Genomic DNA, 22722 nt, shown 5'->3' with positions numbered 1-22722 from the left:
TGTGTGCGGCGCGGCGATAAGGTCGCCCCTCGATCGTAGCGGTATGTTGCCGGCAATCGCGCCAGCGCACCACTCAGGCGACCACGCTGTCGTACCGCGGCGTCCCGTCGTCGAGGAAACCGCCCGACTGGCGCGACCAGAGGCCGGCGTAGACGCCGCCGGCGGCGACCAGCTCGGCATGCGTCCCCTCCTCGATGATCCGGCCGCGGTCGATCACGACCAGTCGGTCGAGGGCCGCGATGGTCGACAGGCGGTGCGCGATCGCCAGCACGGTCTTGCCGGCCATCAGCGTGTCGAGGGAGTCCTGGATCGCCGCCTCGACCTGGCTGTCCAGGGCCGAGGTCGCCTCGTCCAGGATGAGGATCGGCGCGTCCTTCAGCATGACCCGGGCTATGGCGATGCGCTGGCGCTGCCCGCCGGATAGCTTGACGCCGCGCTCGCCGACCTGGGCGTCGTAGCCGCGCCGGCCCTTGTGGTCGACGAGGTCGGCGATGAACGCGTCCGCGTGGGCGAGGCGGGCCGCCCGCTCGATCTCCGCCTGGGTCGCGCCGGGGCGGCCGTAGGCGATGTTGTCGCGGATGGAGCGGTGCAGCAGGGACGTGTCCTGGCTGACCATCGCGATCGCTTCGCGCAGGGATTGCTGCGTCACCGTCGCGATGTCCTGGCCGTCCACCAGGATGCGCCCGCTCTCCACGTCGTAGAGCCGCAGGAGCAGGCCCGCCAGGGTCGACTTGCCCGCGCCGCTGACGCCGACCAGCCCGACCTTCTCGCCCGGACGGATCGTCAGGGAGAAATCCTCGATGACGGTGGCGTCGCCGCGCCCGTAGTGGAAGCCGACCTCCTCGAACCGGATCTCGCCGCCGGTGACGGTCAGCGTCCGCGCGTCCGGCGCGTCGACGAGGCCGTGCGGCCGGGCCATCGTCTGCATGCTCTCCTGGACCACGCCGACGTTCTCGAAGACGCCGCGCACGGTCTGCATGACCCAGCCCGACATGGCGATGAGGCGCAGGACCAGGGCGAGCCCCGCCGAAGCCTCGCCGGTACTCATGCCGCCGTCGCGCCACAGGACGAGGCAGGCGGCGCCGGTGGCGATCAGCAGCGCGCTGTTGAGCAGCCCGAGAAGGCTCGTGGTCAGGGTCACCAGCCGGAACTGGTGGAGGTAGGCGGCGGTGTGGACCTCCACGGCGTCCTGGACGGCGGCCCGCTCCTCGCGATCGCGGGCGAAGAGCTTCACCGTCAGGATATTGGTGTAGCTGTCGACGATGCGGCCGATGAGGGTCGAGCGGGTGTCGGCGGTCTTGTGCGAGCGCGCCCGGGCCCGGGGCACGAACCACGCGGTCAGGGCCGCGTAGGCGGCGATCCAGAGCAGCACCGGGACCGCGAGCCACGGCGAGATCGCGCTGAACAACCCGACCGCGGTGATCGCGTAGATCGCCACGTACAGCAGCGTGTCGATGAAGACGACGGCGAGTTCCCGCACCGCCGGGCCCACTTGGACGACGCGGTTGGCCAGACGGCCCGAGAAGTCGCCCTGGAAATACGAGAGCGCGTGCCCGAGGGTGTAGAGATGCGCCCGCCAGCGGATCTGGCTGGTGGATTGCGGCACGACGAGCTGGTTGGACAGCACCTCGTGGGCCCAGATCGACAGCGGTCGCACCACGGCGATCAGCAGGACCACCAGCCCGAGCTCGACTGCGTGATCCGACAGCACCGTCGCCCGGTCGGCCGAGCCGAGCAGGTCGATGAACCAGCGCATCACGAGGTAGAGGGAGGCCTCGACCGTGCCGGCGACCACCGCGATGACGAACAGCGCCGCCAGGGCGGCGCGGATCGGGCGCAGGTAGAACCAGGCGAAACCGAGAACCGACCGCGGCGGCATCCGCGCCTCGTCGAAGGGCGCGAAGGGGTCGACGCGGCGTTCAAGCCAATCGAGGAACATGTTTACGGAGGCGTGACGCGGCGGGAGCCCCTCATGTAAGCGCCTCCCGCCGCGCGCCAACCGCGCGGCGTGGTCGCGCCGCGCGGCCTCAGCGGTTGAGGGCGAGCGCCGCGCCGGACTTGGTCAGGGCGCCTTCCAGGCCGCCGCCGCCCTGGCGAAGCCGCGCCGCCACCGAGCCGCCCGGCTGGTAGAGGTAGACCTCGCCGTCGCGGAAGTCCCAGGCCGAGACCCGCGCCAGATCCTTGTTGGCGCAGCCCGAGGCCGTCGCCCGGTAGAGGTCGAGGGCCGGCGTGCTCGAGAGCGTGACCTTGCAGTTCGCCCCTGTCGCGTCCCGGGCATCCCAGCTACCGACCACCGCGGAGCGGCCGCCCGTGGCGACCGGTGGCGGCGGCGGCGGCGGCGCGACCGGCTCGGCGATCACGGTCGGACCACCGGGCGGCGTCGCGGCCGCCTGGGCGCCGGGTGGGGGCGGCGCGTCGGGGCTCGCGGCGACGCCGGGCGGCGGCGCCAGCGGGGCCGCCGTCACGGTGCCCGACGGCATGGCCGGCACGGTGTCGAGGGACGCCTGGGGCGACGGACCCCGGGTGCGCGGACCGTCGAGGCGGCTCGAGGCGCAGGCGCCGAGGCTGGCGCTCAGACAGAGAACGGCGAACGTCGACAGGCTCGGGCGCAGCATCGGTCCACTTCGGATCAGGCTTCAGAGCGCGGAGGCGCTTCGACCCTGACTCCGTGCCAATTGCGCTGACCGCAAGGCAGCGCTCCCAGCCCGGGCCGACTCCGCTGCGGAGAGCCGGCCTTTTCGGCCGAGTGTGGCCCTCAGGCCTCATGCCCGGCCGGACTCTGCAATCAGAGCGTGCGCTCGACCATCATCTTCTTGATCTCGGCGATGGCCTTCGCCGGGTTCAGGCTCTTCGGGCAGGTATTGGCGCAGTTCATGATGGTGTGGCAGCGATACAGCCGGAAGGGATCGTGCAGCCCATCGAGGCGGTGGCCTGTGTTCTCGTCGCGCGAGTCGATCAGCCAGCGATAGGCCTGGAGCAGGGCCGCGGGGCCGAGGAACTTGTCGCCGTTCCACCAGTAGCTCGGGCACGACGTGGTGCAGCACGCGCACAGGATGCACTCGTAGAGGCCGTCGAGGCGGGACCGGTCCTCCGGCGTCTGGCGCCACTCCTTCTCGGGCGCGGGCGTCTCCGTCTGGAGCCAGGGCTCGATGGCGGCGTGCTGGGCGTAGAAATTCGTCAGGTCCGGCACGAGGTCCTTCAGGACCGGCATGTGCGGCAGCGGGTAGATGCGGATCGCCCCGTCCTTGTCCTTGCGGGTCATGACCGGCAGGGCGTTGTCGGGGCTCTTGCACTCGTCGATGCCCATCGTGCAGGCGAGCGCGTTCTGCCCCTCGATGTTCATCGCGCAGGAGCCGCAGATGCCCTCGCGGCAGGAGCGGCGGAAGACCAGCGTCGAGTCGACCTTGTTCTTGATCCACAGCAGCGCGTCCAGGACCATCGGGCCGCAATCCTCACGGTCGACCTGGTAGGTGTCGATCCGCGGATTGGCCCCGTCGTCCGGGTTCCACCGGTAGATCTTGAAGGTCTGCAGGTTCCTGGCGCCGGGCGGGGCCGGCCAGGACTTGCCCTGCGTGATCTGGGAGTTCTTCGGAAGGTTGAACTGAGCCATGGTTCTCGACGGCTTCCGCTAGAGCAGGACGCGGCGGCCGGAGGGGCAAGGCCCCGCCGCCGCAGTCGTGGTGCAGAGTTGCAGATCAGTACACGCGCGCTTTCGGCTCGATGTACTGGATCTCGTTCGACATCGTGTAGGTGTGGACCGGCCGGTAGTCGATGTTTACCTGATGCCGGCTCTCGTCGAGCCAGGACAGCGTGTGCTTCATCCAGTCCTTGTCGTCGCGGTCCGGGAAGTCCTCGCGCGCGTGGGCGCCGCGGGATTCGGTGCGGTTGGCGGCCGATTCCATCGTTACCACCGCCTGACCGATCAGGTTGTCGAACTCCAGGGTCTCGAGGAGATCGGTGTTCCAGACCAGCGACCGGTCGGTGACCTTCACGTCGGCGGCGGCGTTCCAGACCTTGTGGATCAGGCCCTTGCCCTCCTCCAGCACCTCGCCGGTGCGGAACACGGCGCAGTTGTTCTGCATCGTCTTCTGCATCTCGGCGCGGAGCTCGGCTGTCGGCGTCGAGCCGTTGGCGTAGCGGAACCGGTCCAGGCGCTCGAGCGCCTTGTCGGTCGCGCCCTTCGGCAGCTCCATGGCCCGGCCGTTCGGCTCGACGATCTCGGCGCAGCGCTTGCCGGCGGCGCGGCCGAAGACCACGAGGTCGATCAGCGAGTTCGAGCCGAGGCGGTTGGCGCCGTGGACCGAGACGCAGGCCGCCTCGCCGATCGCCATCAGGCCCGGAACCACCGTGTCGGGGTTGCCGTCGCGCAGCGTCAGCACCTCGCCGTGATAGTTCGTGGGGATGCCGCCCATGTTGTAGTGGACGGTCGGGATGACCGGGATCGGTTCCTTGGTCACGTCGACGCCCGCGAAGATCCGCGCGGATTCCGAGATGCCCGGCAGGCGCTCGTGCAGGATCTTCGGGTCCAGGTGGTCGAGGTGCAGGTAGATGTGGTCCTTGTTCTTGCCGACGCCGCGGCCGTCGCGGATCTCCATGGTCATGGAGCGCGAGACGACGTCGCGCGAGGCGAGGTCCTTCGCCGACGGCGCGTAGCGCTCCATGAAGCGCTCGCCCTCGGAATTGGTGAGGTAGCCGCCCTCGCCGCGGGAGCCTTCCGTGATCAGGCAGCCCGCGCCGTAGATGCCGGTCGGGTGGAACTGCACGAACTCCATGTCCTGCAGCGGCAGGCCGGCGCGCAGCACCATGGCGTTGCCGTCGCCCGTGCAGGTATGGGCGGAGGTCGCCGAGAAGTAGGCGCGGCCGTAGCCGCCGGTCGCCAGGATGGTCATCTGGGCGCGGAAGCGGTGGATCTCGCCGGTGGCCTGATCGAGCGCGATCACGCCGCGGCAGCGGCCCTCGTCGTCCATGATCAGGTCAAGGGCGAAGTACTCGATAAAGAAGTCAGTCTGGTTCTTCACCGCCTGCCCGTAGAGGGTGTGCAGCATGGCGTGACCGGTGCGGTCGGCCGCCGCGCAGGTGCGCTGGGCGGTGCCCTTGCCGTAGTCCGTGGTCATGCCGCCGAACGGGCGCTGGTAGATCTTGCCTTCCTCCGTGCGGGAGAAGGGCACGCCCCAGTGCTCCAACTCGTAGACGGCGGCGGGCGCGTTGCGCACGAGATACTCGATGGCGTCCTGGTCGCCGAGCCAGTCCGACCCCTTCACGGTGTCGTACATGTGCCAGCGCCAGTCGTCCGGGCCCATGTTGCCGAGGGAGGCCGAGATGCCGCCCTGCGCTGCCACCGTGTGGGAGCGGGTCGGGAACACCTTGGTGATGCAGGCGGTGCGCAGGCCCGCCTCCGAGCAGCCGACCGTGGCGCGCAGGCCGGCGCCGCCCGCGCCGACGATCACGACGTCGAAGGCGTGATCGTGGATGGTGTAGGCAGGCCCGCTGCCGTTGGTGCCGTTGGCGGCCATGTTCGGCTCCTCGAGATCGTTGTTGGCGGGGTCAGGCCGGCTGTCCGAAGCCGATGCGCAGGACCGCGTAGAGGCAGGCGACGGCCACGACGACCGCGTAAGCGTTGTTGGCGAACACCGCCGCGATCTTCGTCGCCGGCGCGTGCACGTAGTCCTCGATGATCACCTGCATGCCGAGGCGCATGTGGACCGTCACCGACAGCAGCGCCAGGATCAGGAGGATCGAGACCAGGGGGGTCGCGACGAGGAGCCGCGCCTCCGCGTAGCCGCGGCCCGCCATCTTGGCGATGATCACCACGAAGCTCAGCATCAGCACGACGTTGGCGACGGCGGTCAGCCGCTGCAGCCACCAGTGGTCGGCGCCGTGATGGGAGACGCCGAGGCCGCGCACCCGTGCGCGCGGGGTGCGGATCGAGACGCGCGTGTCCTGCCGGACCTCTTCCTTAGCCATGTCGGCCTCCTCAGCGGACCAGAAGGGCGACCGCCCAGATGACGAGGGTGAGGGCCACCGAGCCGATCAGCGTCAGCCGGGCCATCGAGAGACGCTTGTCGCGGTCGAACCCGACGCCGGTATCCCAGATCAGGTGCCGGATGCCGCCGAGCATGTGGTGCATCAGGATCCACGTGTAGACGAACAGGATCAGGCGCCCGAAGATCGAGCCGAAGAAGCCGGCCACGTAAGAGTAGCCCACCGGGCCCGAAGCCAGAGCCACGAGCCAGATCGCGACCAGAGCAGTCCCGCCATAGAGCGCGGTTCCGGTGATGCGGTGGAACACCGACATCGCCATCGTCCAGGTCCAGCGATAGATCTGGAGATGCGGCGACATCGGCTGTGCCACTGTCGGGCGGGCGGTGGGTGCCATCGGGTTGAAGCCTCGCAGCTGCGAACTGGACCGTCTCTAATCTGGTAGCGCTAGTGGCTGAGCGGGCAACCCGCAATCCGCCATGGTGCGGCGCAATGTGCCGTCCGGGGCGACACTTTGCCGATTCTGTCACTTTAGCTGTCCCAGGATGCGCCACCACGCGTAGTCGAGCGGCGCCGCCACCAGCAGCGACAGCACCCCGAAGCTCAGGGTCAGTCGCGTCGCGTCCCGGAGGCGGACCCGCCCGAGTTCGCTCGCGAACACGATCGGGGGCGCCTGATAGGGGAAGAACACGGTCGAGTAGCCGATCACCTGCAGCGAGACGACCGCCAAGGGTGACAGGCCGCTCGCCTCCGTCATCTCGCCCGCCAGAGCCGTGTAGAGGGCTGGGGCGCCGTTGGCAGTGACGAGGAGGGTCACCACCGTGGCGATGCCTGTGAGCACCGCGAAGTTCTGCGTCGGCGCGTCGTGCGCCAGCGGCGCCACCGTCAGAAGCAGATGGCCGAGGCGCTCGCCCAGCCCGGTCTCATTGACCAGAGCGACGAGGCCGAGGAGCGCCGCGATGTAGAAGCAGGTCCGCAGATTCACCTGCTGGAACGCCTCCGGCGGAAGCACGCCGATCCGGGGCAGCAGGCAGACCACCGCGGCGGCGAGGCCGACCCAGGCGGGCGCGAGGCCGTGCAGGCTGTCGGTCATCCAGAGGATCAAGGTGCAGGCGAGGATCACCGCGAGGCGCCGCTCGGGCGCCGAGAGCGGCGGCCGCTCGGCCAGCGACGGAGCGGCCGAGGCGAGGTCGTCGGGGAATAACCGGACGATCAGCGCGACCAGCAGCACGCCCTTCACCAGGGCCAGGACCGGGGCGTGCAGGAGGAAGTAGGAGAGGTAGGAGAGATGCAGGCCGAGCAGGTGCTCCGCCGAGCCGGCCATGACGAGGTTCGGGACGTTGGCGGGAAGGATCGCCGCCGACAGGATCGGCGTGGCGAGGCCGACGGCCAGGACCGCGCCGGTACGCCCAGGGCGCCCGGCCGCGAGCCCGAAGGCGTCGCAGAGTGCCAGGGTCACCGGGATCATCAGGGCGATGCGGCCCAGATTCGACGGCATGACGAAGGCGATGAGGAAGCTCAGCGTCACCAGCCCGGCGATGAAGCGCCCGTAGGAACCCGAGAGCCGCAGCGCGAGCGTCCGCGCCATCCGGGCGCCGAGGCCGGTTCGGGTCATGCCCTGCCCGACCACGATGCCGGACAGGACGAGCCAGAAGGCGGAGGACGAGAAGCCCGAGAACACCGTGGCGGCAGAGCCGAGCCGCAGCAGCATCGCCATCCCGAAGAAGGCGAGCGCCGTGACGATCTCGGGCAGCAGCGCGGTCGACCAGAGGCCCATGCACAGCACGAGCAGCGCCGCCGTCGCCGCAACCAATCCCTCGCCGCTCACCGCGATCGTCCCCGCACCACGCTACACCGGAGGCGGCATCGTCACCGGATTGGAACGGTTCGCAATTCGGCAGATGTTGAGCAAGCCTTCGTGGACGGCGAAGGCTGTGGGCGCCACCGCTTCCTCGGTCGGCAGGGAGGGGTTTGCTCGGCACGGCTCTATCGGCAGGCGAACGCGGCCCGCTTCACATCGCGGCCGCGCAGCGGGATCCGGGCGCCTCGGAAGCCGGCGGAGACACGTGCGGCATCGACAGGGGTTCTCGGATCTGCGTCCCGCAGTCGACGCTCCGGGATGCCGGCGCGGAGCGTACCGTCACCCGCGGCATGACGGGCACGGGTGTCCCCGAACGGTATCGCCCGGCCTCGAGGGCCGGGCGCGGACGCGTCGCTAAGCCGGAGCGCGGGCACCGCGCCCGCGCGGCGGACTCAGTAGCCGTAGCCGTAATAGCTGTCGCAGGCGGCCGGATCGTAGGCGCCGTAGCCGTAATTGTAGGCGCAGTGGTCGTAGCCGTAGTCGAGACCGCCCAGGCCGTACCCGACGCCGAGGCCGAGCCCGAGGCCGGCGAGTCCGTAGCCGACACCGCGGCCGTAGCGGTGGCCGTAATAGCCGCGGTTGACGAAGCCGCGACCGGCGAGGCCGCGGTTTCCGACCCCGCCGAACCGGCCGGCCTGATTGTATCCGCCGGTCCGGACGCCACCGACGCCGGCCGCGCCGAGCCCCGCACCGCGGAAGCCGCCGCCCGATCCACCGACCCGCGCCCCGCCGACGCCGCCGTTCTGGAAGGCGCCGCCGCCGAAGCCGCCGTTCCGGAAGGCTCCGCCGCCGACCCCGGTCCCGCGGAAGCCGCCGCCGAAACCGCCGCCGTGGAATCCGCCCCCGCCGAAGCCGCCGCCGTGGAATCCACCCCCGCCGAGGCCGCGGGCCTCGGCGCCGGACGGCGCGAGAGCCACGGCCGCCAGGAGGGCGGTGGAAACGAGTGCCATACGGGTCATGGGAAATCTCAGCTTGGTGTGTGGTGTCTTAACCTCTCAACACCGCTCACAGAGGCTGTATCCAAGCTTGAGTATTGTTGACGGCGTGGCGGTCGGTCGCTGAGACGGGGCCGTGCACGCCGCGACCCTGCGCTCCTCTCCGGTTTTCGCGAGACTTTACCGGAAGGGCGGTTCGTCGAAGCTTCGCAGCTTGCGCGAGTGGAGACCTTGCCGGTCGGCCCGCAGCACGTCGAGGGCCGCCAGCCCCACCTGGAGATGCTCCGAGACCGCCCGATCGTAGAAGGCGTTGGCGGCGCCTGGCAGCTTGATCTCGCCGTGGAGCGGCTTGTCGGAGACGCAGAGCAGCGCGCCGTAGGGCACGCGCAGGCGGAAGCCCTGGGCGGCGACCGTGCCGCTCTCCATGTCCACCGCGACCGCGCGCGACTGGTTGATCCGACGCCGCTCCTGGCTGAAGCGCAGTTCCCAGTTGCGGTCGTCGTAGGTCACCACCGTGCCGGTGCGCAGGCGCCGCTTGAGCGCGTCGGCCTGCTCGCCCGTCACCGCGGCGGCGGCATCCTGGAGGGCGACCTGCACCTCGGCGAGGGCCGGCACCGGGACGTCCGGCGGCACGAGCTCGTCGAGGATCCGGTCGCGGCGGAGGTAGGCGTGCGCCAGCACGTAGTCGCCGATGGTCTGCGACTGCCGCAGGCCGCCGCAATGGCCGACCATCAGCCAGCAATCCGGGCGCAGGACGGCGAGATGGTCGGTGATCGTCTTCGCGTTCGACGGCCCGACGCCGATATTGACCAGCGTCGTGCCCTGCTGGGTCCCGTCGGCGTCGCGCGCCACCAGGTGGTAGGCCGGCATCTGGTGCCGGTGCCAGGGCGAGGCGGCAATGACCGCCGCGGGGTCGGCATCGGCCGCCTCGGCGCGGGTCACGGACACGCCGCCCGGCAGGACCAGCCGCTCGAACCCCTCCGCGCCCGAGGCGAGCCGCTCCAGCCCGTGGCGGACGAACTGGTCGACGTAGCGGTGATAGTTCGTGAGCAGGATCCAGGGCTGGACGTCGCGCCAGTCGCAGCCGGTGTAATGGACCAGACGCCGAAGCGAGTAATCGACCCGCACCGCGTCGAACAGCGCCAGCGGCAGCGGCTCGCCGGCGATCTGGTCGAATGTCCCGTCGGCGATCTCGTCGCCCACGAGAGACAGGAGCGGGACCGGGAAGTAGGTAGCGAGGTCGGCGCCGTCGACGGTCCGCCCGCGTGCGTCCAGCCCCGCCTCCAGCACGTAGGGGTAGGGAATCTCCTGCGCGCTCAGGCCGACCTCGATGGCGATGCCGTAGTCGGCGATCAGCGGCTCCAGCTGGCGGGTCAGATAGGTCCGGAAAAAGCCCGGATGCGTGACCGTGGTGGCGTAGGTGCCGGCGGCCTGGAGCTTGGCGGTGGCGCGCCTGACCCGCGGCAGCGGTCCGTCCGGGCGGTAGCTGATCCGCAGCTCCGGGTAGCGGAAGGCGAGCCGCTCCGTGGCGTCAGGCGGCGGCCCGCCGGCGAGGTATCGCTCCAGCGCGGTCCGCAGGGCTCCGGCCGCGTCGTCGTAGAGCTCGACGAGCCGGTCGATGGCGGTCCCGGCGTCGGCCACCGCCTGCATCGGCCGCAATTCCCGCTCGATCATGTCGCCTCCGTTCCTGCTGCCGGATCTACACCCCGCGCCATCCGGGGGCGAGATGCGGGGTTGCGGGCCGCGAACACATGGCCGACAAGCCGGCCGGCGCGGAGCGAGGCGGCATGGACGCGGATGAGTTCGGGACCCGTCCCGGTGAAGTGAGGGCCGCGCTGCCCGCGGCCTTCGACGCGGGCATCCACTTCATCGGTCGGCTGCGGACGCCCTGGCTGACGCGGTCCGACTGTCCCAAGAACGGGCTCCAGACGGACACGGTCTGCACCGTGGAGGTCGATCCGGCCTACGCCCCCGCCCTGCGCAATGTCACGGGCTGCACGCACCTGATCCTGCTCTACTGGATGGACCGGGCGACGCGCGGCCTCGTGGTCCAGCGTCCGCGCCACGCCGACGGCCCTCGCGGCACCTTCTCGTTGCGCTCGCCCGCGCGTCCCAACCCGATCGCCCTGTCCGTCGTGGAACTGCTCGGCCGCGACGGCGACGCGCTCCGCGTGCGCGGGCTCGACTGCCTCGACGGCACGCCGCTCCTCGACATCAAGCCCTACTACGCCACCACGGACGCGCGGCCGGACGCCCAGGTCGACCGAGCCGGGGCCGAGCCGTGAAGCGCGCCGTCCTCCTCGGTCTCGGCGGGCTCGCCCTGCTGGCGATCGGCGGGTTCGCCGGGTGGCGCCTGCATCGGCCAGGGGCCGACGCGCGGGCCTACGCGGAGATGCGCCTGATCGCCGTGCAGGTCAGCCTCGACGAGGCGCCGCCGGACTACGTGTTCTGGGCCGGCGATTCGCAGGTGGAACTGCAGCCCGGGGGCCAGCGGCCCTGCGGCCTCGAGTTCCTCAACGGCGGCATCAGCGGCGCGACCGCGGCCAGCTACGCGGACTACCTCGCGCGCCTGTCCTTCAAGGTGAGTCCCCGGCTCGCCGTCCTGACCATCGGGACCAACGACATCCTGGTGAAGAACAACCCGCAACTGCACAAGCCGACGGAACAGTTCGAGGCCGCCGCCGAGACCATCGTCAGGCGGCTCCAGACCTTGAGCCCGCGCGTCGTGGTGACCGCCCTCCCCCCGGTCGGTCGCGAGATCGGCAAGCTGGTCGACGCGGGAGCGGTCGCGGATTACTCGCGTCGATTGCAGAACCTCTGTGGGCGGCTCGGGTGCATCTTCACGGACCCGTTCGCGGCCCTGCGCGACGGCGACACCGGCTACGCGAAGCCCGGCGCGCTCCGCGACGGGCTGCATCTCGCGGCGTTCCGGCCGGCGATGAAGGCGGTCGAACCGGCGCTCTGCAATCCGTGACGACCGAGCTGGTCGCGCTCCGCCGCGCCTGTGCCGACCGCTCGGCGGCCGCTCACTCCCACTCGATCGTGCCGGGCGGCTTGGAGGTGATGTCGTAGGTCACCCGGTTGATGCCCTTCACCTCGTTGATGATACGAGTCGCGACCCGGCCCAGGAAGGCCATGTCGAACGGGTAGAAGTCGGCGGTCATGCCATCGACCGAGGTGACGGCGCGCAGCGCGCAGACATGGTCATAGGTGCGGCCGTCGCCCATCACGCCGACAGTCTTCACCGGCAGGATCACCGCGAAGGCCTGCCAGATCGTGTCGTAGAGGCCGGCCTGCCGGATCTCATCCAGGTAGATCGCGTCGGCCTTGCGCAGGGCCTCGAGCTTCTCGCCGGTGATCGTGCCGGGGCAGCGGATCGCCAGGCCCGGACCCGGGAACGGGTGGCGGCCGACGAAGCCCTCGGGCAGGCCGAGTTCCTTGCCGAGTACCCGGACCTCGTCCTTGAACAGCTCGCGCAGCGGCTCGACGAGCTTCATGTTCATGCGTTCGGGCAGGCCTCCGACGTTGTGGTGGCTCTTGATCGTCACCGACGGGCCGCCGGTGAACGACACGCTTTCGATCACGTCCGGGTACAGCGTGCCCTGCGCGAGGAACTTCGCCCCGCCGATCTTCTTCGATTCGGCCTCGAACACGTCGATGAACAGGCGGCCGATCGTCTTGCGCTTGACCTCGGGATCGCTGACGCCCTCGAGTGCCGCGAGGAACATCCCCGAGGCCTCCACGTGGACCAGCGGAATGTTGTAGTGGTCGCGGAACAGGGCCACGACCTGCTCGGCCTCGCCGAGGCGCAGGAGCCCGTGATCGACGAACACGCAGGTGAGCTGGTCGCCGATCGCCTCGTGGATCAGCACCGCCGCCACCGCCGAGTCGACACCGCCCGACAGGCCGCAGATCACCTTCTCGGAGCCGACCTGCTCGCGGATCTTGGCGATGGCTTCCTCGCGGTAGGCGCCCATGGTCCAGTCGCCCGAGCAGCCGGCGACGTCGCGCACGAAGTTCCGGATCAGCAGGGCGCCGTGGGGAGTGTGCGCCACCTCCGGGTGGAACTGCACCGCGTAGTAGTTGCGTGCCTCGTCGGCCACCGCCGCGAAGGGTGCGTTCCGAGAGATCGCCACGGTGGTGAAGCCGTCCGGCAGCTTGGTGACGCGGTCACCGTGGCTCATCCAGACCGGGTACTTCTCGCCCTTGTGCCACACGCCCTTGAACAGCGGGCAATCGGCCAGGATCTCGACCTCGGCGCGGCCGAACTCCGCGTGGTGACCGCCCTCGACGGCACCGCCGAGCTGGGCCGCCATAGTCTGCTGGCCGTAGCAGATGCCGAAGACCGGGACGCCAGAATCGAACACGAGCTGCGGCGCGCGGGGCGATGCCTCCACGGTCACCGATTCGGGGCCGCCGGAGAGGATCACGCCCTTGGGCTTCTGCTCGCGGAACGCCGCCTCGGCCTTCGTGAAGGGGACGATCTCACAGTAGACGCCCTCCTCGCGCACCCGGCGGGCGATGAGCTGCGTCACCTGAGAGCCGAAATCGACGATCAGGATCTTGTCGTGGTCGGTGTTCATCGCGGGCGATTATCCGAAGGCCGCGGCGCGTGCAACGCACAAGTCCGGGTTGTCCGACCTTCCGACGTGCCGTCACCGAAGGAATGCCGGACGCCGGTACTCAATCGTGCGCATTTCTGCCGGTCCGGCGCCGCGCGGCGCGGCCAGCCGCGCGCGGCGGTCTCGGCTGGCCAAACGCGTCGGCTCTCAGTCGAAGTTGCGGACCTTGGCCGAGCCGCCGAGGCTGATCGCGGGCTTCGCGGCGGCACCGGCGAGGCTCACCTTCTTCTGGCCGGGCGGAGTCTTGGCGCGCAGCTGCGGGGCCGCCTCGGGCGCCGGCCGCGACGGCTTGAGGTGTGCCTGCCCGTGGATCACCGAGCCGATCTCGCCGGCCACGCGGATCAGGTCGTCGCGCTCGCAGGAGCGGGCAACCTTCAGCCCGAGCTTGTGCATGTGGCTCTTGCCGTAGAGGTAGGCGGCGAGCTGCGCGCGCTTGAGCGGCGGAATCTGCTCCAGAATCAGCGGTAGGTCGAAGTCGTCGGCCCGGTACACGGAGCCCAGAACCTCGAGGGTCACCGGGCAATCGACTTCGGGCTCGGCGCCGCTGGTCGGATGCGCTTGCGTCATGGATGCCTCTCGGAGGTCGATGAATCGGGATGGGGCCCGGATGCCCCGGAGCCGGGGTCGAGTTCAACCCCTAACGAAACGGTGAGGTTCGCAATCCTGTCGTCGGCCGGCGCGGGAGTCGGGGCCGGCGCCGGCTCGGGCTTCCAGGCGCCGAGGCAACCGGTGCACACGGACTCGATCACCGCGCGGGCATGGGCCTGCCTGCGGGCCCAGAGCATCTCTCGAGCGACGCGTGCCGCCTCGGCGTCCGCCAGCGGGCGGATGCGGATGTAGAGCGGCTCCTGCGCGGCGGCCGGCGCCGGCGACAGGGCGAGGAGCCCGAGGACGGCCATCGCGGGAGCGGCGGCGCGCCACCCGCGCCGCGGCGCCGACCATGCGGGTCCCGCCATGTCTCTCTCTCGCGCCCGGACCGAGCGCGATACGTCGCCCGTCAGGGTAAACCGCGTCTTAACGGGGCGCCGCGGCCGAACGGAACTTCACCCGGCCACACCGGTAGAACCAGGGGAGCGAGCGGGAGACGGCTTGATGCCTCAGATGTTCGACTGGATCTTCTTCGCGATCATGCTGCCGTTCCCGGCCTATCTGGTCTGGGACTTCATGCGGCACCGGTAGGCGGGGGACAGCGGTCCTCACCCGCTGGACGAGGCCGCGGCGCGGACGATAGGCGGGGTCCGCTCGGGCTCACTGCCCGACAGCGCCGCCTGCTCGGCCCGGCGACGCTCCTGCGCGCGCCCGAGCCAGACGCTGTTCACGAGCCATGCCATCGACAGCGGAATCGCGGCGCCGGCCACGCTGGCGCTTCCGAGCCCTATTCCCTGGATGCCGGTGAACGACCAGGCGCCGACCTGATCACCCAGCCGGTAGACCACCGTGTCGATGAAGCTCTTGGCCTTGTAGCGATCCTCCCGCGGGACGACGGTGAACAGGACCTCCCTGACCGGCCGGGCTATGGCGAAGTTGCCGGCCCGACGCAGCACTTGGAACGCCACGATCACGCCGATCGTCGGCCAGAGGGCGAGTGCCGCGAAGCCGAGGATGCTGAAGGCCGGGAGGATCGCCAGAGTCAGGGCGACGCCGATTCGGTTCACGATCCGGCCGGTGAGGAACAGCTGGATCCCTAGGGTGAGGACGTTCACCGCGAGGTCGACGCTGGCGAAAAACGCCGTCTGCGCGCCGCGATCCGGGAAGCTCCGCTTCGCGATGCCCGCCTGCTCGAAATAGAGGAAGGTCGATGTCACCGAGAACAGCAGCAGGAACAGCGAGATGTTGATCAGATAGGGCGACGCGAGGGTCCGGGTGACGCCGGCAAGCACGCTCCCGCCGATCGTCCGATCCTGCCCGTCCGCGACGCCCCCGTGGCTGCCGGGCACCTCGTGCAGCTGCGTCGACAGCGCGGAGAGCCCGCGCATGCAGAACACCGCGACCTCGAGAAGTACCACCGCGCAGAGCATCAGGCCCCAGGTCGGGACATTCTTGGCCAGGATCGCGGTGGTGGCCGAGCCCGCGATGGCGCCGAGCGTCGCGCCGGCCGCGATGAAGCCGAACAGCCGCTTGCCCTGGGCGTTCGAGAACACGTCGACGATCGTCGCCCAAAAGATCGACACCACGAACAGGTTGAAGATCGACAGCCAGACGAAGAACACCCGGCCGATCCACACGCCCCACTCGGGGGGCGCGAGATAGAGCGTCAGCGCGAAGGCGAGGATGTTGGCCGCGAAGAACCGGTAGGTGATCGGCACGAACCGCGCCCGCGGCATCCGCTTCACCAGGTAGGCGAAGGGCAGGTTCAGGGCGAGCATCCCGACCAGGGTAGCGGTGAACAGCCAGGGCAGGTTCTCGATGCCGCCAGCGACGCCCATCTGATCCCGGATGGGGCGCAGGACGTAGTAGGCGGCGAGGATCGAGAAGATGTAGGCCCAGGACCATGCCAGCGCCCGACCCTCCCCGGGCTGAACGTCGATCAGGCGCGCGAGGGTGCCGCGGGCGGGGGCGGATTCAGGCATGGGCCGATCTCACCGAGACGAGCGTCTTCCCCGGACAAGTCTCCCTCGGGGAGACGCGGTCGCACCCCTCGCCGCCGCAGGGCGCGGCGAGGGGTCGGGCGAAGCGCCTATTTCGCCAGTCCGAGTTTCCCGCGCATCTCAGGCGCGGTGACGTCGTGGCCGAAGCCCGGGCTGCCCATGGCGAACTTGTCGGCGTCCTTGAGCGGGCCGACCACCACCGGATCGAATCCGGCGTCGCGGACAAGACCCTCGGCGACCTTCAGCGCCTCCGGGTCGTCCCCGGCGATCGGGATCGCCATCCGACCGCCCGCGCGCCCCTTGCCGCCGTCCGCGCCCTCCTTGGCGAAGACCTTGTAGTTGGCCGCGTTGAAGGCGCGCACGAGCTTGGCGCCGGCGAAGTACTTGGCCGAGGTGGCGCCGATCCCGCTGGCCTGGACCTCGTCGTAGAGCGCGCCGTCGCGCTTCTGCGTGGCATTGCCGGCGTCGAGGACGACCTTGCCCTTGAGGGACGGGCCGATCTCCTTCGCGAGGTCCGGATAGGCCTTGTAGGGGACGGCGATGAAGACCGCGTCCCCGAACGTGATCGCCTCCTCGGGCGTGCCGGCCTTCGCCTTCGGCCCGAGCTCCGAGACCATGGCGGCGAGCTGCTCCGGGTGGCGGGAGGCGAACATCACCTCGTGGCCGTCCCTGACCCAGAGCGTCCCGATCGTGCCACCGATATTCCCGGCCCCGATGACGCCGATCCGGATCTTTTTCGGGCCGTCCTGGGCCAGGGCGGGCACGGCCGCCGGGAGAGCCGCGGCCACGGCCAGTCCGCCCGCGAGGGCGAGCGCCGCGCGGCGCGAGGTGAGATCAGACCGCATCGATGAACGTCTCCATCTGCTTGCGCTGCGCCGCATCCGGGAGCTTGCCCCGCGCGGCGCCGAGGTTGTCCTCGACGTAGGCAGCCTTCGCCATGCCGGGGATCGGGCAGGTCACGGCGGGGTTGCCGAGGACGTATTTCAGGAAGAATTGCGGCCAGCTCGCGCAGCCGAGATCCTTGGCGACCGCCGGCAGCTCCTTGCCCTGGACCGCCTTGAACAGTCGGTCGCGGCCGAAGGGCACGTTGGTCATCACCGCCGTGCCACGATCCGCGGCCAGCGGGAGCACGCGCTCGGCGGCGGCGCGGTTGTCGATGGCGTAGTTGACCTGGATGAAGTCGAGACTCTCGCGCCTCATGACGGCTTCCAGCGCGTCGAGCTGGTTGTCGCGCCAGACCGTGACGCCGACGTATCGGATGCGCTTCTGCGCCTTCAGGTCGCGCAGGGCCGCCAGATTCTCGGTCACGTCGATCAGGTTGTGGACCGCTACCAGATCGAGAGTGTCGACCTTCATTCGCTTGAGCGACCGGTCGAATTCCGCGAGCGTCGCGTCGCGGCCGGTCGTGTCCACCTTGCTGGCGAGGAAGATCTTCCGACGCAGGCCGGGCTCCGCCAGGATCAGGCCGAGGACGTCCTCGGCGGTGCCGTAGCTCGGGGCCGTGTCGATCACCGATCCGCCGAGATCGACGAAGGTTCTCACGGCCTCCCTCAAAGGCGCCACTGCCTCGGGCGCCGGTTCGACCTCGTAACGCCGGGACGTACCGATCCCGATGGCCGGGAGCATCTCGCCGGTCGATGGAATCGGCCGACGGATCAGAGGCTCCGCCGGCGCGGCGAGGCGGCCGGCGAGCGGAGCGAGGGCGGCTGCGGCGATGACGGCGCGACGGGATACGGGCATGGCCGGCCTCCGACGAATTGAGGACCCGCCGGGAGATAGGGCGCGCCCGTAATGTGTGTATTCTAAATTCTCACGCTTCCATGAGCGCGGTGAACCGTGCCGATGAGGTGAGGTTAATCTTCCTCGGGAGGGTCCTCGAATTCCGCGCCCTCGGTGTCGGGGGCGATGCGGAACCGGTACTCGTCGATCGCCAGGAAGGCCCGGTGGGCGACCTGGGGATCGATCCCGTCGCGGACGACCACGGTCTGGAAGTCGATGAAGAGGCGCGCGATGCGCGCTTCCTCTGACAGGGTGGCCAGGGCGGACGAGCTGGCGCCGGCGCGCATCATGTAGCGCTTGGCCTCTCCGGCGGTGTCGGGCGCGGGCAGGATGACGACCTGCCCGGCGGTTTCCGGCTTCAGCTCCGCCCAGCGGACGGGTGTCCAGGCGATGATGGCGTCGGTGTGCTTCATCGAAGGCTCCGGCAGGTGGACGGGATCCGCCTACCGGGCGCGGCCCGGATCGTCGAGGCTTCCGCTGTTCCGGATCAGGGTGCGCGTTCCAGCTGGCCGCGGATTTCGCCCTTCGGGTTCGCGGCGGTGTGGAGGTTGAAGTACAGCTTGCCGGCCGCGAGATCGGCGGCCTTGGCGTCGTCGAGGGTCGCCTCGCCGGTGAAGGGACTGCTCGCCGCCGTCACCGGAACAAGCACGCCGGCGTTCTCGCCCACCTTGGCCGGCCCGTGGAAATGGGCGGCCGTGACCGGACCGGTGAGGCCGCTGTACCGGCCTGACCAGCTCAGGCGCTTGGTGGCGGGATCGAAGGTCGCGGTGACCTCGCCCTCGCCGTGGGACGCGGTCGCCGGGACCTCGCTGCCGCCGTTGAGGGCGGCGCGGTAGGTGACCTCCTTGCCCGCCGCGACGGCCGGACCGGCGGCGAGCGGCAGCCCAAGGACGAGAAGGACGGCGATGCTGGTCGTCCTGCGATGGCTCATGCGCGCTGTCATCGAACGCTCCGTGATCTCACGGGCCGTCGCGCGGCCCGTGCGGCAACCTAGCGGCCTCGGGCGAGTCGGACATGGCCGCCGCGTCGGCGACCGTCGGCTCCGGGTGACAGCCGAGCATTTCCTTCCGCGATCCGTGCGGCGCGGAACGCGACAGTTCCGCGTCCGCGATTTGCGCACGGAGAACCGTTGACACCGAGCGCCCGCTCTCCCTATACCGCCGCCACTGCACGCATCGTCCTCGCGGACGATCGCTGCTCGTGGCGGGGTAGCTCAGCTGGTTAGAGCAGAGGAATCATAATCCTTGTGTCGGGGGTTCAAATCCCTCCCTCGCTACCAAAAATACTCTCAAAATCGCAGGAATTTACGTTCTAGGCCCTGGACCCATCGTCCGGGGCTTTCTCGTTCTCGGGCGGATCTCGGGCGGACTTTTTTGCACGCTTGCCGGGCGATCCGCCCGATTCCGAGCGTTCGGGCGGACCATCGGGCAGCCTCGCACCGCCCCTGTGTCCCGTTCCAGGGCACGGCCCAGCCGAACACCTCCAAAAACCTCGCGGTTTGAGGGGTTTCGTGGTGTGATGGCGTCGGCGGTCGGTGAGGTGCTGCGATGCGCGGTCAGCCCGGTTTTTCGACGTCGATGAGCGTCAGAAGGATCTCTCGGCCAAGGGCGACGCGCGGGAGCGGTTGAGCCGCATCGTCGATTTCGAGCTGTTCCGGGACGACCTCGCCCGTTCCGTGTCTCGTTCAGACGGATCGAAGGGCGGTCGCCCACCGTTCGACCTCGTCTTCATGTTCAAGGTGCTGATCCTCCAGGCCAGCCACTCGCTGTCGGACGAGCGCACGGAGTTCCTGATCACGGACAGGCTCTCCTTCATGCGCTTCCTTTTCATGCGCTTCTTTGGGCTCGGGCTGTCCGACCCGGTGCCCGACGCCAACACGATCTTGACCTTCCGCGAGGCGCTCACCCGGGCAGAAATTGCGGGAAAGCCGGCCATCGCAGTGCTGTTCTCGGTCTACGAGGCGGCCCCGCGGCACGCCGGTTTCCTGGCGATGGGTGGGCAGATCGTCGACGCGACCGTGATGGCCGCGCCCAAGCAGCGCAACACCGAGGCCGAGAAGGCGGATCTGAAGGCCAGCCGTGTGCCCGACGCCTGGAAGGCCAAGCCGGCCAAGCTCGCTCAGAAGGACCGCGACGCGCGCTGGACGATCAAATGGTCGAAGGCCACGCCGGCCGAGGACGGGGCGAAGCGCGTGGACATTGCCGTGCCGGCCTTCGGCTACAAGAACCACGTCGGCATCGACTGCCGTCATGGGCTGATCCGGGCCTGGACCGCCACCGACGCGGCTCGCCACGACGGGGCGCAGTTGCCCAACCTGGTGTCGAAAGCCAACACCGCCGGCGACGTCTGGGCTGACACCGCCTACCGCTTGAAGGCTAACGAGGCACACTTGGCGGGCAACGGCTTCCGCTCCCGCATCCATCGCAAGAAGCCGCCGGGCAAGCCGATGGCCAGGAACGTCGCCCGGGCCAACGGCGAGAAGTCGAAGGTCCGCGCGGCCGTCGAGCATGTCTTTGCCCGGCAGAAGGGGCCGATGAGGCTCGTGGTGCGGCCCATCGGCTTGGCGAGAGCTCGGACGAAGATCGGCTTGGCCAACCTGTTCTACAACATGACCCGTGCGGTGTGGCTCATCGGCTACCACGCGAGGACTGCCTGAGGGTCGGGATCGAGGGCTTATCGCCCCGCCTGGGACCAGCGTGAGGACAGCATCAGATCGCCAAAGCGCTCAGCGTCCCGCTGAACCCTCCCAGGGACCGCCGTCATCACGGTAATTGGAGGTCCCCAGCCGGTTGCCGGCGACGATCTGCGGTCACTCAGTCCAAGTGAGGCCGAGGCCGAAGGCGCGCCCGTCCAGATGCGCCTCCACCCACCGGGCGTCCGGATGCCGGTCGTAGACGTCGGCCGCGAACGTGGCCGCCTCCGCCGACTCGAACAGGTAGTATGCCACGGGGAGGTGCTCGGCCTGGCCCCGCTCCAAGATACGCTGGAGGTGCGCGACACCCCTGACGACAAGATAGCCGATCCCGCCGCGCTTCTTGCGGTACACGCCGATGACGACGGGGGCGCCGAAGAGATCGTTCATGTACGCGGCTGGGTCGCCGCCGGACCTCCTTAGCTCAGCGACGCGGCCCACGTGTTCGGCCCCCGTCGAGAACATGTCCGTCAGTTGCTGTTGGGTGAAGGGCATATCTGTCAGCCTCTTTAGACCGGCGGCGCCGGCGAGGCCTGCTGATATAAACACATCCCCTTTCACGAAGCTTAGCGAGAAAATGGATTTATTTGCGATAAATTGTAGTGATCTTGTCAGTTCATAGTATTTGGTCAAATTTGAGCGATGCTTCTAAATATTCGTTCATTTTCGCGGGCGCACAGGGGGCACACAGACCGGTGGCGTGATCCCTTTTTAAGGCAACCTCCGGATTTGACTTAAACAGGCTTCACCCCGCCGGTGACCTCAGCCACGATGGAGTCCAGCGTCGAGAGCCTGGACGGCACGACGATCCGGGCCTCCGGATCCCCGGCGAGCGACAGGCCAAGCTGGCCGCCCCCGGGGGCGTAGATTACCACCGGGTCGAGCTCAGATACCCATGCCCCCAGCATCCGGATGACCTCCGCCGCGAGGGCGGCGACCAGGCGCGCCTTGACGACCTCGAAGTCCGCGGGCCGGGTGACCGGTGGCGTCGGGCGGTCCCAGTCGGGATGGATAACTACGGCCTGGGGCAGCGTGATCCGCACGGGCGTCTCGGGGTAGATCCGCATCGCCATACCTCTGCCTGGAACCGTGCCCTTCGGCATCTTGCTGAACTTGGCTCACTCCACAATCCGCATCATCCCCTCCCCTCAGCTTTAGGCCGACCAGACGGCGGGCAGGGCGGCCCCCGTCCGGATTCGAGCGCCCCGGACCGCCAGGCGCTCCAGCGCGAGTTCGGTGTGCCCGCCCCGCGGGGTCGGGGATCTCGCCTCGCCGTCTACGTGCTCTGGCACGTGCCGTGGCACGTGCCGGGCTTGCTTCTCCGAGGGGGCGGGCCGAGAATCCGTGGCATGCCCGACGACGAGTATCCACCCGAGTCTATCCGCGTCCTCGCCGGCTTGGAGCCCCCGGTCCAGGACCCGAATGACCCCCGAGTGCGCTGGTGCCGGGAGTTCCTGGAGGACCCCCGCGAGCCCCTCCTTCCGGTCACCTCGCCCCGGGTTCGGGCTGCCCTGGAGAGCATCATGCGCGACATCGGGTTCTCGGAGGACATGATCCGGGGGCGGTTCCCCACCGCCCCCGGCGAGCGTGTCGCCCGGCCGATCGGGCCCGACTACAGCCTCGACGACATCCCCGACGACCCGCGCGCGCCAGGCGGCGTGAACGGGGGATCCCGGAAACCTGCGGGCAAGCCGATCGAGTAGGTCGGCGGAGGGTGCGGGGCGGCTCATGGGCAGGCCTCCCCCGCGGGAGTGGTCGCCCCGCTCGAATCCGAGCGGTCCAGCGCCGAGAGGATCCCCGTCGCGAGGACGCCCATCAGAAGGACGGCCGAACCGGCCGAGCACACGAAGAGGGTGAGCTCGCCCATCAGGCCGGGTCCCTCTGAAGGAGCCCGTGGCTCTCCAAGACGACCGTGACCGCCCCGGCGATCTGGCGGTCGTTCAGGCCGTCCAGCCGGGCGCGGTCGAGGACCTGGCGAACGAGGCGGATGGGCGACGTCTGCCCGTTGAACTGCCCGAAGAGCACCCGCTCGACGTCGGGGCGCGCGTCGGCGGGCAGCTCGGCGAGCCCGTCGCTGACCAAGTCGTGAAGGGTCACGACCGGCCGCATCAGGTCGGTGACGCTGGCCTCGACGAACGCCTCGACCGCCTTCTCGTCGCCGCAGCGCGCATCGCGGACCGCCTCGCGGAATGCCGTCTGCGCGGCCTCCGGCATGCGGTAGAAGTCCCAAGCCGACCTGTGCTCCCAATACTTGTGCGCCATCACC

General features: G+C 69.6%; 24 protein-coding genes, 1 tRNA gene and 1 pseudogene. 5 read left to right on the top strand and 21 right to left on the bottom strand.

Going from position 1 to position 22722, the window contains the following annotated elements; translation table 11 throughout:
* Positions 1-73: 73 nt before the first annotated feature.
* From BKE41_RS03225 to BKE41_RS03185, 9 genes are all read right to left on the bottom strand, one after another.
* Positions 74-1939: an ABC transporter ATP-binding protein gene (locus BKE41_RS03225; RefSeq protein ID WP_012317469.1), complete on the bottom strand. Its 1866-nt coding sequence runs from the start codon at positions 1937-1939 to the stop codon at positions 74-76.
* An 88-nt stretch (positions 1940-2027) separates the two neighbouring features.
* Positions 2028-2615: an AprI/Inh family metalloprotease inhibitor gene (locus BKE41_RS03220; protein ID WP_012317468.1), complete on the bottom strand. Its 588-nt coding sequence runs from the start codon at positions 2613-2615 to the stop codon at positions 2028-2030.
* A gap of 170 nt (positions 2616-2785) precedes the next feature.
* Positions 2786-3610, bottom strand: coding sequence for a succinate dehydrogenase iron-sulfur subunit (locus BKE41_RS03215; protein WP_024831121.1), 825 nt, complete (start codon positions 3608-3610; stop codon positions 2786-2788).
* An 85-nt stretch (positions 3611-3695) separates the two neighbouring features.
* Positions 3696-5513 (bottom strand): succinate dehydrogenase flavoprotein subunit, encoded by a 1818-nt coding sequence (gene sdhA / locus BKE41_RS03210; protein WP_012317466.1) that lies wholly within the window; start codon positions 5511-5513, stop codon positions 3696-3698.
* Between the two features lie 31 nt (positions 5514-5544).
* Positions 5545-5964 (bottom strand): succinate dehydrogenase, hydrophobic membrane anchor protein, encoded by a 420-nt coding sequence (sdhD, locus tag BKE41_RS03205; RefSeq protein WP_024831123.1) that lies wholly within the window; start codon positions 5962-5964, stop codon positions 5545-5547.
* A 10-nt stretch (positions 5965-5974) separates the two neighbouring features.
* Positions 5975-6376 (bottom strand): succinate dehydrogenase, cytochrome b556 subunit, encoded by a 402-nt coding sequence (gene sdhC / locus BKE41_RS03200; protein ID WP_012317464.1) that lies wholly within the window; start codon positions 6374-6376, stop codon positions 5975-5977.
* Positions 6377-6505: 129 nt separating this feature from the next.
* Entirely contained in the window at positions 6506-7807 is a 1302-nt protein-coding gene (locus BKE41_RS03195) for an SLC13 family permease (protein WP_070998514.1), read from the bottom strand.
* Positions 7808-8232: 425 nt separating this feature from the next.
* A complete protein-coding gene (locus BKE41_RS03190) occupies positions 8233-8799 on the bottom strand; it encodes a hypothetical protein (protein ID WP_070998513.1) in 567 nt (188 codons plus the stop codon).
* A 156-nt stretch (positions 8800-8955) separates the two neighbouring features.
* Positions 8956-10449 (bottom strand): AMP nucleosidase, encoded by a 1494-nt coding sequence (locus BKE41_RS03185; protein WP_012317461.1) that lies wholly within the window; start codon positions 10447-10449, stop codon positions 8956-8958.
* A 113-nt stretch (positions 10450-10562) separates the two neighbouring features.
* On the opposite strand from BKE41_RS03185, the gene tsaA reads away from it, so the two are divergent.
* A complete protein-coding gene (gene tsaA / locus BKE41_RS03180; protein WP_071000625.1) occupies positions 10563-11060 on the top strand; it encodes a tRNA (N6-threonylcarbamoyladenosine(37)-N6)-methyltransferase TrmO in 498 nt (165 codons plus the stop codon).
* On the top strand, positions 11057-11749 hold the full coding sequence (locus BKE41_RS03175) for a GDSL-type esterase/lipase family protein (RefSeq protein WP_012317459.1): 693 nt from the start codon (positions 11057-11059) through the stop codon (positions 11747-11749). The genes tsaA and BKE41_RS03175 overlap by 4 nt, the downstream gene beginning before the upstream one ends.
* A 52-nt stretch (positions 11750-11801) precedes the next feature.
* Here the strand turns inward: BKE41_RS03175 and guaA are convergent, their stop codons facing one another.
* The 8 genes from guaA to BKE41_RS03135 form a co-directional block, all read right to left on the bottom strand.
* The gene (gene guaA / locus BKE41_RS03170; protein WP_024831126.1) at positions 11802-13358 is read right to left on the bottom strand and encodes a glutamine-hydrolyzing GMP synthase; all 1557 of its coding nucleotides are present in this window, start codon (positions 13356-13358) and stop codon (positions 11802-11804) included.
* Positions 13359-13544: 186 nt separating this feature from the next.
* Complete coding sequence (locus BKE41_RS03165; protein ID WP_012317457.1) at positions 13545-13964, bottom strand: hypothetical protein; 420 nt, start codon at positions 13962-13964, stop codon at positions 13545-13547.
* Positions 13961-14353 (bottom strand): hypothetical protein, encoded by a 393-nt coding sequence (locus BKE41_RS03160; protein ID WP_024831127.1) that lies wholly within the window; start codon positions 14351-14353, stop codon positions 13961-13963. The genes BKE41_RS03165 and BKE41_RS03160 overlap by 4 nt, the downstream gene beginning before the upstream one ends.
* 240 nt (positions 14354-14593) lie before the next feature.
* Complete coding sequence (locus BKE41_RS03155) at positions 14594-15967, bottom strand: MFS transporter (RefSeq protein ID WP_053620289.1); 1374 nt, start codon at positions 15965-15967, stop codon at positions 14594-14596.
* Positions 15968-16074: 107 nt separating this feature from the next.
* Entirely contained in the window at positions 16075-16830 is a 756-nt protein-coding gene (locus BKE41_RS03150; protein WP_012317454.1) for an NADPH-dependent F420 reductase, read from the bottom strand.
* Positions 16820-17725: an aldo/keto reductase gene (locus BKE41_RS03145; RefSeq protein WP_070998511.1), complete on the bottom strand. Its 906-nt coding sequence runs from the start codon at positions 17723-17725 to the stop codon at positions 16820-16822. Before BKE41_RS03145 ends, BKE41_RS03150 begins: the two co-directional genes overlap by 11 nt.
* Positions 17726-17838: 113 nt before the next feature.
* Positions 17839-18177, bottom strand: a complete 339-nt coding sequence (locus BKE41_RS03140; RefSeq protein ID WP_012317452.1) for a hypothetical protein — start codon at positions 18175-18177, stop codon at positions 17839-17841.
* A gap of 74 nt (positions 18178-18251) precedes the next feature.
* Positions 18252-18707, bottom strand: coding sequence for a CHRD domain-containing protein (locus BKE41_RS03135; protein WP_058606545.1), 456 nt, complete (start codon positions 18705-18707; stop codon positions 18252-18254).
* A 259-nt stretch (positions 18708-18966) separates the two neighbouring features.
* Here BKE41_RS03135 and BKE41_RS03130 point away from each other — a divergent pair.
* Both BKE41_RS03130 and BKE41_RS03125 read left to right on the top strand, forming a co-directional pair.
* Positions 18967-19043 (top strand) — tRNA-Met (locus BKE41_RS03130).
* 268 nt (positions 19044-19311) lie between these two features.
* Positions 19312-20420 (top strand): annotated as a pseudogene (locus tag BKE41_RS03125) (IS5 family transposase).
* 153 nt (positions 20421-20573) lie between these two features.
* On the opposite strand, the gene BKE41_RS03120 reads toward BKE41_RS03125, so the two are convergent.
* The gene (locus BKE41_RS03120; protein ID WP_142585087.1) at positions 20574-21089 is read right to left on the bottom strand and encodes a hypothetical protein; all 516 of its coding nucleotides are present in this window, start codon (positions 21087-21089) and stop codon (positions 20574-20576) included.
* Between the two features lie 101 nt (positions 21090-21190).
* Positions 21191-21523, bottom strand: a complete 333-nt coding sequence (locus BKE41_RS03115; RefSeq protein ID WP_142585088.1) for a hypothetical protein — start codon at positions 21521-21523, stop codon at positions 21191-21193.
* Positions 21524-21805: 282 nt separating this feature from the next.
* Between BKE41_RS03115 and BKE41_RS03110 the strand changes: the two genes are divergently transcribed.
* The gene (locus BKE41_RS03110; RefSeq protein WP_059408488.1) at positions 21806-22159 is read left to right on the top strand and encodes a hypothetical protein; all 354 of its coding nucleotides are present in this window, start codon (positions 21806-21808) and stop codon (positions 22157-22159) included.
* A 23-nt stretch (positions 22160-22182) separates the two neighbouring features.
* Here BKE41_RS03110 and BKE41_RS31030 read toward each other — a convergent pair whose 3' ends face one another.
* Positions 22183-22323 (bottom strand): hypothetical protein, encoded by a 141-nt coding sequence (locus tag BKE41_RS31030; protein ID WP_159392712.1) that lies wholly within the window; start codon positions 22321-22323, stop codon positions 22183-22185.
* Positions 22323-22718, bottom strand: coding sequence for a hypothetical protein (locus tag BKE41_RS03105; protein ID WP_070998510.1), 396 nt, complete (start codon positions 22716-22718; stop codon positions 22323-22325). The genes BKE41_RS31030 and BKE41_RS03105 overlap by 1 nt, the downstream gene beginning before the upstream one ends.
* Positions 22719-22722: the final 4 nt, after the last annotated feature.

The sequence above is a fragment of the Methylobacterium sp. C1 genome (assembly GCF_001854385.1).
GTDB lineage: Bacteria > Pseudomonadota > Alphaproteobacteria > Rhizobiales > Beijerinckiaceae > Methylobacterium > Methylobacterium radiotolerans.
The sequence above is the reverse complement of the archived record's forward strand: the minus strand, read 5'-3'. Positions and strand labels throughout refer to the sequence as shown.

Bases quoted from the DNA above. Each gene is read 5' to 3' on its own strand.
- BKE41_RS03225 (WP_012317469.1), bottom strand. From the start codon at position 1,939: ATGTTCCTCGATTGGCTTGAACGCCGCGTCGACCCCTTCGCGCCCTTC.
- BKE41_RS03220 (WP_012317468.1), bottom strand. From the start codon at position 2,615: ATGCTGCGCCCGAGCCTGTCGACGTTCGCCGTTCTCTGTCTGAGCGCC.
- BKE41_RS03215 (WP_024831121.1), bottom strand. From the start codon at position 3,610: ATGGCTCAGTTCAACCTTCCGAAGAACTCCCAGATCACGCAGGGCAAG.
- sdhA (WP_012317466.1), bottom strand. From the start codon at position 5,513: ATGGCCGCCAACGGCACCAACGGCAGCGGGCCTGCCTACACCATCCAC.
- sdhD (WP_024831123.1), bottom strand. From the start codon at position 5,964: ATGGCTAAGGAAGAGGTCCGGCAGGACACGCGCGTCTCGATCCGCACC.
- sdhC (WP_012317464.1), bottom strand. From the start codon at position 6,376: ATGGCACCCACCGCCCGCCCGACAGTGGCACAGCCGATGTCGCCGCAT.
- BKE41_RS03190 (WP_070998513.1), bottom strand. From the start codon at position 8,799: ATGACCCGTATGGCACTCGTTTCCACCGCCCTCCTGGCGGCCGTGGCT.
- BKE41_RS03185 (WP_012317461.1), bottom strand. From the start codon at position 10,449: ATGATCGAGCGGGAATTGCGGCCGATGCAGGCGGTGGCCGACGCCGGG.
- tsaA (WP_071000625.1), top strand. From the start codon at position 10,563: ATGGACGCGGATGAGTTCGGGACCCGTCCCGGTGAAGTGAGGGCCGCG.
- guaA (WP_024831126.1), bottom strand. From the start codon at position 13,358: ATGAACACCGACCACGACAAGATCCTGATCGTCGATTTCGGCTCTCAG.
- BKE41_RS03165 (WP_012317457.1), bottom strand. From the start codon at position 13,964: ATGACGCAAGCGCATCCGACCAGCGGCGCCGAGCCCGAAGTCGATTGC.
- BKE41_RS03160 (WP_024831127.1), bottom strand. From the start codon at position 14,353: ATGGCGGGACCCGCATGGTCGGCGCCGCGGCGCGGGTGGCGCGCCGCC.
- BKE41_RS03155 (WP_053620289.1), bottom strand. From the start codon at position 15,967: ATGCCTGAATCCGCCCCCGCCCGCGGCACCCTCGCGCGCCTGATCGAC.
- BKE41_RS03150 (WP_012317454.1), bottom strand. From the start codon at position 16,830: ATGCGGTCTGATCTCACCTCGCGCCGCGCGGCGCTCGCCCTCGCGGGC.
- BKE41_RS03145 (WP_070998511.1), bottom strand. From the start codon at position 17,725: ATGCCCGTATCCCGTCGCGCCGTCATCGCCGCAGCCGCCCTCGCTCCG.
- BKE41_RS03140 (WP_012317452.1), bottom strand. From the start codon at position 18,177: ATGAAGCACACCGACGCCATCATCGCCTGGACACCCGTCCGCTGGGCG.
- BKE41_RS03135 (WP_058606545.1), bottom strand. From the start codon at position 18,707: ATGACAGCGCGCATGAGCCATCGCAGGACGACCAGCATCGCCGTCCTT.
- BKE41_RS03115 (WP_142585088.1), bottom strand. From the start codon at position 21,523: ATGCGGATCTACCCCGAGACGCCCGTGCGGATCACGCTGCCCCAGGCC.
- BKE41_RS03110 (WP_059408488.1), top strand. From the start codon at position 21,806: ATGCCCGACGACGAGTATCCACCCGAGTCTATCCGCGTCCTCGCCGGC.
- BKE41_RS31030 (WP_159392712.1), bottom strand. From the start codon at position 22,323: ATGGGCGAGCTCACCCTCTTCGTGTGCTCGGCCGGTTCGGCCGTCCTT.
- BKE41_RS03105 (WP_070998510.1), bottom strand. From the start codon at position 22,718: ATGGCGCACAAGTATTGGGAGCACAGGTCGGCTTGGGACTTCTACCGC.